General features: G+C 72.2%; 12 protein-coding genes. 7 read left to right on the plus strand and 5 right to left on the minus strand.

Annotated elements, in window-relative coordinates:
- Nucleotides 1–12: 12 nt before the first annotated feature.
- Genes ABZ318_RS16450 through ABZ318_RS16470 form a run of 5 tightly spaced genes read left to right on the plus strand, consistent with a single transcriptional unit; the run spans nt 13 to nt 4,721 of the window.
- Nucleotides 13–630: a TlpA disulfide reductase family protein gene (locus ABZ318_RS16450; protein WP_356903140.1), complete on the plus strand. Its 618-nt coding sequence runs from the start codon at nt 13–15 to the stop codon at nt 628–630.
- A 4-nt stretch (nt 631–634) separates the two neighbouring features.
- Nucleotides 635–1,372 carry a cytochrome c biogenesis protein CcdA gene (locus tag ABZ318_RS16455; protein WP_351189010.1) on the plus strand — a complete coding sequence of 246 codons (738 nt, stop codon included), beginning with the start codon at nt 635–637 and terminating at the stop codon, nt 1,370–1,372.
- A gap of 5 nt (nt 1,373–1,377) precedes the next feature.
- Nucleotides 1,378–3,072, plus strand: a complete 1,695-nt coding sequence (locus ABZ318_RS16460) for a cytochrome c biogenesis protein ResB (protein ID WP_356903141.1) — start codon at nt 1,378–1,380, stop codon at nt 3,070–3,072.
- Nucleotides 3,069–4,142, plus strand: coding sequence for a c-type cytochrome biogenesis protein CcsB (ccsB, locus tag ABZ318_RS16465; protein WP_356903142.1), 1,074 nt, complete (start codon nt 3,069–3,071; stop codon nt 4,140–4,142). Before ABZ318_RS16460 ends, ccsB begins: the two co-directional genes overlap by 4 nt.
- A gap of 48 nt (nt 4,143–4,190) precedes the next feature.
- Nucleotides 4,191–4,721 carry an SRPBCC domain-containing protein gene (locus ABZ318_RS16470; RefSeq protein ID WP_356903143.1) on the plus strand — a complete coding sequence of 177 codons (531 nt, stop codon included), beginning with the start codon at nt 4,191–4,193 and terminating at the stop codon, nt 4,719–4,721.
- Between the two features lie 46 nt (nt 4,722–4,767).
- Here ABZ318_RS16470 and ABZ318_RS16475 read toward each other — a convergent pair whose 3' ends face one another.
- The 5 genes from ABZ318_RS16475 to ABZ318_RS16495 form a co-directional block, all read right to left on the minus strand.
- On the minus strand, nt 4,768–6,315 hold the full coding sequence (locus tag ABZ318_RS16475) for a hypothetical protein (RefSeq protein ID WP_356903144.1): 1,548 nt from the start codon (nt 6,313–6,315) through the stop codon (nt 4,768–4,770).
- A gap of 4 nt (nt 6,316–6,319) precedes the next feature.
- Nucleotides 6,320–8,383, minus strand: a complete 2,064-nt coding sequence (locus tag ABZ318_RS16480) for a hypothetical protein (protein ID WP_356903145.1) — start codon at nt 8,381–8,383, stop codon at nt 6,320–6,322.
- 90 nt (nt 8,384–8,473) lie between these two features.
- Nucleotides 8,474–9,358 (minus strand): 2-oxoglutarate and iron-dependent oxygenase domain-containing protein, encoded by an 885-nt coding sequence (locus tag ABZ318_RS16485; RefSeq protein WP_356903152.1) that lies wholly within the window; start codon nt 9,356–9,358, stop codon nt 8,474–8,476.
- Between the two features lie 16 nt (nt 9,359–9,374).
- Nucleotides 9,375–9,827 (minus strand): nucleoside deaminase, encoded by a 453-nt coding sequence (locus ABZ318_RS16490; RefSeq protein ID WP_356903146.1) that lies wholly within the window; start codon nt 9,825–9,827, stop codon nt 9,375–9,377.
- Between the two features lie 31 nt (nt 9,828–9,858).
- Nucleotides 9,859–10,134, minus strand: coding sequence for a GntR family transcriptional regulator (locus tag ABZ318_RS16495; protein ID WP_356903147.1), 276 nt, complete (start codon nt 10,132–10,134; stop codon nt 9,859–9,861).
- A 150-nt stretch (nt 10,135–10,284) separates the two neighbouring features.
- Between ABZ318_RS16495 and ABZ318_RS16500 the strand changes: the two genes are divergently transcribed.
- Nucleotides 10,285–10,491, plus strand: coding sequence for a hypothetical protein (locus ABZ318_RS16500; RefSeq protein ID WP_356903148.1), 207 nt, complete (start codon nt 10,285–10,287; stop codon nt 10,489–10,491).
- 23 nt (nt 10,492–10,514) lie between these two features.
- Entirely contained in the window at nt 10,515–10,826 is a 312-nt protein-coding gene (locus ABZ318_RS16505; protein ID WP_356903149.1) for a hypothetical protein, read from the plus strand.
- The last annotated feature ends 320 nt before the right edge of the window (nt 10,827–11,146 follow it).

Consider the following 11,146-nt stretch of genomic DNA (forward strand, 5'->3'; position numbering starts at 1 on the left):
GAAACTTTTCACATGAGCCTTAGCCGTGCCCCCCGACGCACCCGGCGCGCCCTGACCGCCGTCGGAATGCTGTCCGCCGCCGCCCTCGCGCTCTCGGCCTGCGGCGGCGAGAACAACGGCAAGTCCGGCGGCGGTGGCAACACCAACTTCGTGACCGACACGGGTGGCATCTCCACCGTCGCCAAGGGCGAGCGCACGGCACCGAAGGAGATCGCCGGCGAGACCCTCGACGGCGAGCGGCTCGACGTCGCCGCCTTCAAGGGCAAGGTCGTCGTCCTCAACGTCTGGGGCTCCTGGTGCGGCCCGTGCCGCGCCGAGGCCCCGCACTTCGTGAAGGCCGCCAAGGACCTCAAGGGCCAGGGCGTCGAGTTCGTCGGCCTCAACACCCGCGACTTCAACAAGCAGCAGGCGCTCACCTTCGAAGAGGACTACGGGGTGACCTACCCCAGCCTCTACGACCCCAACGGCAAGCTGATCCTCTTCGGCTTCCCCAAGGGCACGCTCAACCCCCAGTCCATCCCCTCCACCGTCGTCCTCGACAAGGAGGGCAAGATCGCCGCCCGCTCGCTCATGGCGCTCGACGAGAAGAAGCTCCGGTCGATGATCGAGCCCCTCCTCAAGGAGAAGTGAGCCCGTGAACGAGACGGTCACCAGCGGAGCCCTGCTGCTCGCCCTGCCCCTCGCGGTCCTCGGCGGCCTCGTCTCCTTCTTCTCGCCGTGCGTGCTGCCGCTCGTCCCCGGCTACCTCTCGTACGTGACCGGCGTCACCGGCACCGACCTCGCCGAGAGCCGCCGCGGCCGGATGACCGCCGGTGCCGTCCTCTTCGTCCTCGGCTTCACCGCTGTGTTCGTCTCCGGCGGCGCGCTCTTCGGCTACTTCGGGTCGACGCTCCAGGAGTACCGCGAGACGCTCACCACGGTCCTCGGCGTACTCATGATCCTCATGGGCGTGTTCTTCATGGGCCTGATGCCCTGGTTCACGCAGCGCGAGTTCCGCTTCCACAAGAAGCCCGTCGCCGGCCTGATCGGCGCCCCGCTCCTCGGGGCGCTCTTCGGCATCGGCTGGACCCCGTGCATCGGCCCGACGCTCGCCTCGGTCAACGCCCTCGCCCTGGAGCAGGCCAGCGCCGGCCGCGGGGCGGTGCTCGCCTTCGCGTACTGCCTCGGCCTCGGCGTCCCGTTCGTGCTCGCCGCCATCGCCTTCCGCAAGGCGCTCGGCGCGTTCGGCTGGGTCAAGAAGCACTATGTGTGGGTCATGCGGATCGGCGGCGGCATGATGATCGTCACCGGTGTTCTGCTCCTGACGGGCGCGTGGGACAGCATGGTGGCCACGATGCAGGGCTGGTCCAGCGGTTTCACGGTGGGGATCTGAGTTCCATGAGCAAGACCGATACGAGCGAGACCGGGCGCACCACCGAGGAGGCGGCCGGGGCGCAGCTGTCGACCGCCCCCCAGGAGGACACCGCCATCGGCGGCCCCACCCTCGGGGTCGTCGGCTGGGTCCGCTGGTTCTGGCGGCAGCTGACCTCCATGCGGGTCGCGCTGATCCTCCTCTTCATGCTCTCCCTGGGCGCCGTCCCCGGCTCTCTCATCCCGCAGACCAGCGCGGACGAGCTGAAGGTGCAGGCCTTCAAGGCGGCCCACACCACCCTCACCCCGCTGTACGAGAAGCTGCAGTTCTTCGACGTCTACAGCTCGGTGTGGTTCTCCGCGATCTACATCCTGCTGTTCGTCTCCCTCATCGGCTGCATCGTGCCGCGCAGCTGGCAGTTCGTCGGTCAGCTCCGCAGCCGCCCGCCGGGCGCCCCCCGGCGCCTCGACCGGCTCCCCGCGTACACCACCTGGCGCACCGAGGCGGAGCCCGAGCAGGTCCGCGCGGCCGCGCTCGCCGTCCTCAAGGGTCGCCGCTTCCGCGCCCACACGGCGGGGGACGCGGTCGCCGCCGAGAAGGGCTATCTGCGCGAGGCCGGGAACCTGGCCTTCCACGTCGCCCTGATCGTGATGCTCGTCGCCTTCGCCTGGGGCCAGCTCTTCAAGTCCGAGGGCGGCAAGCTGATCGTCGAGGGCGACGGCTTCTCCAACACGCTCACCCAGTACGACGACTTCAAGTCCGGCTCCCAGTTCGGCACCGACGAGCTGGAGCCGTTCAGCTTCACCCTGGACTCCTTCACCGGCACGTACGAGAAGAGCGGCCCCCAGCGCGGCACCCCGCGCACCTTCGAGGCGGCCGTCAGCTACTCGACGGGCGGCGCGGACAAGAAGGCGGTCATCCGGGTCAACGAGCCGCTGAAGGTGGGCGACTCCAAGGTCTACCTGATCGCCCACGGGTACGCGCCCGTCGTCACCGTCAAGGACGGCCGCGGCAAGACCGTCTTCCACGGCGCCGTGCCGCTGCTGCCGATCGACAACAACATCACGTCGACCGGCGCCGTCAAGGTGATGGACGGCTACCGCGACAGGAACGGCAAGAAGGAGCAGCTCGGCTTCAAGGCCTTCTTCGTGCCGACCTTCGCGGGCGAGGGCAAGGGCACGATGTTCTCGCAGTTCCCCGCGCTCGGCTTCCCGGTCATGGCGCTCACCGGCTTCCACGGTGACCTGCGCGTGAACTCCGGTCTGCCGCAGAACGTGTACCAGCTCGACACCACCAAGATGAAGCAGTTCAAGATCGACAAGGGGACCGGGGTCGCCCAGCGCATGCTGCCCGGCGAGACCATGACGCTCCCCGACGGCGCCGGCTCGATCACCTTCGAGAAGGACATCAAGGAGTGGGCGAGCTTCCAGATCTCGCAGCAGCCCGGCAACGGCCTCGCCCTCACGGGCGCGATCGCCGCGATCGCCGGCCTGACCGGCTCGCTCTTCATCCAGCGCCGCCGGGTCTGGGTCCGGGCCGTGCGCGGTGAGGACGGCGTCACCGTCGTCGAGATGGCCGGACTCGGCCGCAGCGAGTCCGCCAAGCTGCCGGAGGAGCTGGGCGACCTCGCGGTCGCGCTCACGACGGACGCGCCCCCCGTACCGGAACCCGCGGAAGAACCCGCAGAAGACCCCGCCCCTTCTGGAGAGGCCGACAAGTGATCCTCGCCGCCACGACCGACGAAGGCCTGGCGCAGATGAGCGACCTGCTCGTCTACTCCTCGATGGCCGTCTACACCCTGGCCTTCTTCGCCCACATCGCCGAGTGGGTGTTCGGCAGCCGCAGCAAGGTCGGCCGCACCGCCGCCGCCCTCACACAGCAGGCGACCCCCGCCGTGACCGTCCAGGTCAAGCAGGCCGGCGGCACCGCCGTCCTCGACAAGCCGAAGGTCGTCACGCGCTCCGCGTCCGGCACCCGTGACGTGCCGGACGGCCCCGGCGCGGCCGGCGGCACGGTCAAGGGCGACCTGTACGGCCGCATCGCCGTCTCGCTCACCGTCCTCGCCTTCGCGGTCGAGGCCGCGGGCGTGGTCGCCCGGGCGCTGTCCGTGCAGCGGGCCCCCTGGGGCAACATGTACGAGTTCTCCACCACCTTCTCCACGGTGGCGGTCGGCGCGTACCTCGGCTTCCTCCTCGCCAAGAAGAACATCCGCTGGATCGGCCTGCCGCTGGTCACCACGGTCCTGCTCGACCTGGGCATGGCCACCACCTGGCTGAAGACCCCCAGCGACCAGCTGGTCCCGGCGCTCGACTCGTACTGGCTGTGGATCCACGTCTCCACCGCGATCTTCTGCGGCGCCGTCTTCTACATCGGTGCGGTCGGGACCCTGCTGTACCTCTTCCGCGACTCGTACGAGAACAAGATCGCGACCGGCGGGAACCCGGGTGCCTTCGCCCGCTCCGTCATGGAGCGGCTGCCCTCCGCGGCCTCGCTCGACAAGTTCTCGTACCGGGTCAACGCGGCCGTCTTCCCGCTGTGGACCTTCACGATCATCGCCGGCGCGATCTGGGCCGGTGACGCGTGGGGCCGCTACTGGGGCTGGGACGCCAAGGAGGTCTGGTCCTTCATCACCTGGGTCGGTTATGCGGCGTACCTGCACGCGCGCGCGACGGCCGGCTGGAAGGGGCGGAAGGCCGCGTACATCGCGCTCATCGCCTTCGGCTGCTTCCTTTTCAACTACTACGGCGTCAACATCTTCGTGAGCAGCAAGCACTCCTACGCGGGCGTCTGAGCCGTTCCTGCGCTGGCACGGGGCCTGTCCCGGGGTGACGCTGGAGGCATGAGCGAGATCTCCCGGGGCAGGAGCGAGACCCACGACGGCGACCGGCATCTGCTGCACTTCGTCGTGGACCTCCCGCAGCCGATGCCGGCGGTCTGGGCGGCCGTCGCCTCGCCCGAGGGCCTGCCGGCCTGGCTCTGCGAGGCGGACCCGCTGGAACCGCGGCTCGGCGGGCGGGTCACCCTCCGCTGGCTCAACAGCGACACCGAGGTCTCGGGGCGGGTGACCGCCTGGGACCCCGACTACGTGGCCGAGTACACGGTCGGCCCGACGCACGGCCGGATCCGGTTCCATCTGGAACCGGGGTCCGGGGGCGACGGGTCGACCGTGCTGCGTTTCACGAACGAGGTGCGGGGGTCGCGGGAGTACCGGCTGGACTGTCTTGCCGGGTGGCATGACCACTTCGAGCGGCTCGTCGCGGCGTTGGACGGTCGCCCTACGGACTGGCGGGACTGGTCGCCGGATCGCTGGCGGCATCTGCGGGAGCTGTACGAGCGGGACGATGCACCCTGGCCCAAGTGGGTGCCGTAGGAGCACCGGGCCTGGGCGCGGCTGGGCACACGGGGGGCGCGGCAGCTCACCCCTTCTTCGGCGGCAGGCACGTGTCCGTCGGGGGGTGGCCCTCCGGCCAGGCCGTCTGGACGAAGCGCTGGGTGCCGTCCTGGGTCAGTTCCACGATCGGGACCGCCTTGTTGTACGGGTTGCCGTAGTTGTCCAGGCAGATCCAGCCGCTCGCGCCCTCCACCCGCAGGGAGCCCTTGACCTGCGGCCACTGGGTCCCCACGTCCTCCTTCGCCGGGTAGACCGCGCCCTCCGGGGTGGCCTGGCGGATCGCGTGGACCGCCGTCGCCATCGCGTCGTACGCGATGATCGCCTGGCCGTCCGCGAGCGCCACCGGCCCCTTCGCGGCGCGGGCGATGTCCGTCAGGAACGTCGAGTACGCCGCCACCGAACCGCCCGTCGCCGGAATCCGCCGCCCCGGTGCCGGCTGCCAGGCGTCCGGGTGGGCGAGCGAGGCGTACCGCACGGTCAGCTTCGCCTTCAGCGCCTTGCGGTCGAGCTTCTTGTCCGCGCCCAGGTAGGAGCCCTCGTCGCCGGTGAGGACGGTGAAGGCGCGGTCGGTGCAGCCGCGCGAACCGAGCGCGTTGATGAACTGCCGGAGCTGGGTGTGGCGGCCCGCGAAGAAGACGGTCTCGGCGCGGGTGTCGCAGATCAGATGGGTGATCTGGCGGAAGGTGTTGGCTGTGGTGCCCTCCTCGGTGGGGTCGGCGGGCGAGGTGAAGAGCCCCGGCTCGTGCGGGGCGCCCTCGAGGTTGGCGGTGAAGGCGGCCTTGAGGGTGTCGGTGTAGTGGTCGCCGGTCCGGGTGTCCTGGACGAGGAAGGCCTTGGTGGCGTCCACCCGGCCGAAGTGCGAGAGGGCCTTGGCCTCGTCGGTGTTGGTGGGGGAGACGCGGGCGAGTCCCGGGTAGCGGTTGTGGCCGGCCCCGGGGCCGTTGGCGATGTCGTCGGCGGTGATGGTGGTGCCGACGACGGCGATCCCGGCGGCGGTGAGGGCGGCCACCGACTCCCGTACCTCGGTGGAGGAGGTGGCGACGCCGGAGACGGCCCGCAGCCGGTCGGGGGCGCCCGTCATGGCGACGAGCCGGTCGACGGTCTCGCGCCAGTGGGCGTTGCCCTTGCCGGTGTTGGCGAGGACCAGGCGGATCTTCGGAGTCTCGCTGTTGGACTCGTGGTTGGCCCGGTACTGGTAGGCGTACGCGCCCTGGACCTCGTGCAGGACCTTCTCCCGCATGCCGCCGTCGGTGGAGGTCAGCGGCAGGAGCACGGCGACGGTCGCGTACTCGCCGGCCTTCAGCGTGGCGTTCTCGCGGCCGATGGCCCCGGCGACCTCGCCGAGTTCCGGCACGCCGAAGGCGTGGCCGTCGCCGTTGACGCCGACGCACTCGGAGCTGCCGGCCGGGCGGGCCACGCCGGCGGCGCAGGAACGGTCCTCCGGGGTGGTCAGCCGGGAGATGCCGTAACCGCCGAGACCGAGGACGACGGCGGCGGTGACGAGCGAGGCGACGAGCTTCTGGCGGGGGGTGCGGACGCGCCGGCGCAGCCGGAGGGCCAGTCGGTCGGGCATGGCGTCAGACTCCGTTCTCACGGCCCGGCGGCAGCGACGGCTCCCGCCAGGCACGGATGTCGCGCGGCCAGTGGCTCGCCGCGTCCCAGAGTGAACCGCTGCCCGTCAGATGGCGGCCGGAGAGCCGGCGCAGCTCGTGCGCGAGCCGGTCGGCGACCTCGTCGTCGGGCAGTGCGAGCGGATCGGTGAGCAGCCACAGGGCGTGCAGCAGCCGCCGTACGGACAGGTGGAGTTCGGTGGCGTCGGGGTCGAGACCGGCGGGGAGGGCGCCGGGCGGTTCCTGGCCGAGGGCGACCGCCCGGCGCGGGTCGGGGCCCGGCCGGTTCCGCTCGCGCGGGTACGGGGCGGCGGCGATGAACCGGAGCCGGCCGAGCCAGCCGAGGACGTCCTGCCCGGGAAAGGTCTCCCGCAGGTGCGCGACGGCCTCCTCGGTACGGCCGAGGGCGAGACCGTGGTGGAGGCGGTACGGGCCGGGCTCCGGGCCGTAGTGCCGGTACAGCGTCTCGTGGACGGCGTGCCAGGCGGCGTACCGCGGATGGTCGTCGTCCTCGAAGCGCAGCCGGTACAGGAGCAGGGCGCGCAGCAGCGGGTCGGCGACGAAGTGGCCGGGGCCCTCGCCCCAGTCCTCGGCGCGCAGCTGGTCGCGGACCCGCAGCGCCACGTCCCCGTCCAGGGACTCCGCCTGGAGCCGGGCGTGGGCGAGCATCCGGGCGGACTCCTCGTCGTGGGTCGCGGCCAGCACGGCGTACGGCCCCGGTCTGCGCACCGGCAGGAGTTCGGCGAGGAGCGTGGGGGCGACGGGCACCGGCGCGGTGTCCTCGCGCAGCTCCACCGTCAGGTCGAGCAGCCGGCCCGGGGTGAGACCGGCCCGCAGCTCCGCGGGGGCCTCGCCGGCGGCCCGGCCGAGGAGGGCCACGCCGAGCGGGCGGCCGCCGGTCAGCCGGTGGACGGCACGGGCGAGCTCGGCGGGGGTGCGGCCCGCCGGGTCGTGGCGGTCGAAGGCGGAGCGGGTCTGGGCGGGGGAGAGCGGGGTCAGCTCGACGGCGAGGATGCCCGAGCCGACGCTCGCCCCGCGCGGGCAGGGCGCCCGGTGCGCGGTCTCCGGCAGTCGGGTGCGGGTGGCCTGCCGCAGGCCCTCGTGATCGCGGACCCGGGAGGTGGCGAGGACGACGACCCGGTCGCGGCGGCCCTCGGCGGCGCGGGCGCGCAGGACCGGCTCGACGAGCTGCCGGCCGAGCGGCTCGTGGGCGTTGTCGAGGAGGAGCAGGGGCCTGCCGATGCGGGCGCCGCGCTGGAGCCCGGTGTAGGCGTGGCGCAGGTCCTCGGTGAGGGCGCCGACGAGGAAGGCCTCGGCCTCGCCGCGGCGCCGGCCGCCCTGCTCGAAGTCGATCGCGAGCTGCTGGAGGCCGGCCTTGGCGCGCCCGCCGGCGTTGCGGTAGGTGCCGTACCAGCTCTCGGAGGTGCGCTGGAGGCGGCCGAACACCTCCTCCAGGACGGTCTCCACGGTCGCCTCGGCGAGCAGCCCGGCGAGCGGGGCGGAGGCCTCGGCGAAGGTGGCGGCGAGCTTGGCGAGGACCTTGCCGACCCAGTTGGCGGCGGCGCCCCTGGTCGCGTCGACGGTCGCGAGGAGCGGCCCGAGGCGCTGGAGGTCGCGCCGGGCCCGCTCGTCGTCCTCCTGGGACCAGGCGAGCGAGGCGACCGCGACCAGGCCGAGCGAGAGCCGGGGGAAGCGCACGGGCCGGGCGCCCAGCACCTTCGGCGACAGCTGCACGGCCAGCTCGGCGAGGGCGCCGGTGACCGGGGTCCAGCCGGGGCCGTGGTCAGCGGGCGGTTCGACGTGGGCGCAGTCCAGGAAAGCGAGCGGGGTGTACCCCTTGTAGCGGTTGCGGACCTCCTTGAGCAGGGCGGTCTTCCCCATGCCGCGCCCGCCGGTGAAGACCGTCACGGGCGGGTCGTCCCCGTGCTCGTACGCGACGCGCGCGGCCCCCTGCCGGGTGAGCCCGACGAGCCGGGCGACGAGCCCGCCCTCGTCCAGGGCCGCCTCGCGGCCGTACAGCTCTCTGTCCACGCCCCCGCCACCCCCGTCACAGTCAACTCAAGGATATCGACGGTGTGTTGGGAAAGCGGTCGGCTTTTCGACTCTGTTGTGGACCTGTTCTCAGTCCGTGGCGATGGCGTCGAGCTGGGCCCGCAGGTAGGAATGCGACTCGATGCCGTGGATCGTGGTACCGGGCGTGCACTCGTAGAAGTACACCAGCGACATCAGTTCCTCGGCGGGCGCGTCAGCCGGCGGCGGCAGTACGCGGTGCCGTCCCGACCTCCACCGGCCCCCGGTCCAACCGGCCATCAGATCGCCGATGTTGACGGTGAACGCGGCCGGATCGTACGGAGCGTCCTGCCATCCGCCCGCGTCGGTGAACACCTGGAGCCCGCCCTTGCCCGCCTCCCGGTCCAGGAGGGTGACCGTGCCGAAGTCCGTGTGCGGGCCGATCCGGAACTGCCCCGGCTCCGGTTCGCCGGTCCGCTCCCGCCCCGGATACCAGTTGATGTTGAAGCCGAACGTGGGGTGTCCGGTGTGCCGGGTGAAGAAGTCCCGCTCCTCGCCGAGCGCGATGCCGAGCAGGTCGAGGACCCGGTCCGACAGCTCCTTCATCTGTGCCAGATACGCCTCCACCAGCGGCCGCAGCTCGGGCACTTCGGCGGGCCAGGTGTTCGGCAGGAACCACTCGGCGTCCACCGCCGGGTCCCCGGTCGGCTCCTCCGCCGCGAAGGAGAGCGACTCCTTCAGGTCGGGCGGGGTCGCCGTGCCCTCCGCGTACCCGTTGGCCTCCGCGCCCGGCCCGAGCCACCCGCGCCCGCCGACCCGCACCGCGTACGGCTCCTTGGCGGCCGGCGGGAGGTGGAAGAAGGCGCGGGCCGTCTCGCGGATGGCGGCCCGCAGGCCGGGGTCCACCCCGTGCCCGGCGACCAGCAGGAACCCGGCCTCGCGGAGGGCGCGGTCGACGGCGGGGAGCTGGGGGGCGGGGTCGCGCCGCAGGTCGATCGTGGGAAGGGCGGCCTCACTCGTCACCGATGTCCTCGTTCCACAGGGCGGGGTGCTGGGTGATGAATCCCCGCATCAGGTCGACGCATTCGGCGTCGTCGAGCACGACGACCTCGACGCCGTGCCCGGCGAGCCAGTCGTGCCCGCCGTGGAAGGTCTCCGCCTCCCCGACGACCACCCGCGAGATCCCGAACTGCCGCACGAGCCCGGAGCAGTACCAGCACGGGGACAGGGTCGTCACCATCGTCGTCCCCCGGTACGAGCGCTGCCGCCCGGCGGCCCGGAAGGCATCGGTCTCGGCGTGCGCCGACGGGTCCCCGTCCTGCACGCGCCGGTTGTGCCCGCGCCCGAGCAGCGTCCCGTCGGCGCCGTACAGGGCGGCGCCGATGGGAATCCCGCCCTCGGCGAGCCCGGCGCGGGCTTCGGCCAGGGCGGTGGCGAGCCACCGGCGTGCTTGTTCCTGATCCATGGGGGGAGCCTTCCCCGGCGGGACCGGACCGTCACACCTGGTTGTCCTCCGGCAGCGGATCGACGACGAACGTGCCCTTGCCGTGGACGGTGAGGATCAGGCCTCGTTCACGCAGGACTCCGGCGGCGCGGCGGACTGTCAGGTAGGCGACGCCGTACTCCTTGGCGAGGTCCCGTTCGGCGGGCAGCCGGGCGCCTGCGGGCAGCTCTCCGGCCGCGATCCGGGCGGCGATGTGGTCGGCCACCGCGACGTAGACCAGCTGGGGGCCCTGCGGGTTGAACTCGGGGATCTGGCTGTGGTCGGTCACACGACCAACGTAAGCATCGAAGACCTGTGCGAACCATTGGTGAGCTATGCAGAGCTATACATGCCTTATAGGGTCGTGTGACACGAAGACCCCGGCGAGGTGGCTAGACCTCCCGGGGCATGGCCACCAACTGACAACGGAGTTGATGACGTGCTGAACCCTATCGCGCGCGTACTGGGCCGGGCCTGGATCCCGCTCCTCCTCTGGCTGCTCATGCTGGCCCTCCCGCCCACCGGTCGGCACCGTCCCCGCCCGCCCACCCGGGCCGCGCAGCGCAGGCGGCGCCGGGCGCTGTGGCTGGCGACGGTCGGGGTGGACCTCGACCGCCGGAACATCCACGCCGGGGCCGCCCGATGAGCCGCTGCGGTGCACGGCGCTCCGTGTTCGCCGTTGCGGAGGTGGTGCGGCCGGTGTGGGGCGGATCGGTTTGTGTGCTCGCCGTGGGCCACGACGGCCCGCACCGCGATCGCGCGGGCGACGGCTGGTGGGTGACGCCGGAGATCGCCGACGCGGTGACCGTGTCCCTGCTGGCCCGTACGCTCACGGCCGAGCCCGAACCGGAGTTCCGGTCGCCGCGCTGCATCGTCGGCCGCCATGATCGCTGCCGCGACCACGTACCCCGGGACAGCGGCGTACCGGGGGTGCGTCATCTGGTGTGCGGGTGTCTCTGCCATCGGGCGCCCGGCGCGTGAGGTTCGCGCGGGCGGCACGGGCCACGCCCCCCGAGCAGCCCCCCCGCTGCCCTGCGGGTCTGCGGGCCGCCCTCGCTCCCAAGCGGTTGCCTGAGCACGACGCGGTCAGGGCCTGTCCGGCGGATCATGGCGGACAGGCCCTGAGGCTGGGCGAGGGGAGCAGGGTGTGGCCGGGCCCCGTGTGGGAGGCCCGGCTGGGCGTGCTCGGTGTCAGCCCACGGTGTTCGTGAAGTTCTGGTTGGTGTTGTTGCTGGCGCCGGGGCTGTTGATGTTGTTGCTGGTGCTGATGTTGTTGAACATCGTGAAGACGCCGTTGAGGT

Origin of the sequence: Streptomyces sp. NPDC006197 (assembly GCF_040613865.1) — a bacterium.
Lineage (GTDB): Bacteria > Actinomycetota > Actinomycetes > Streptomycetales > Streptomycetaceae > Streptomyces.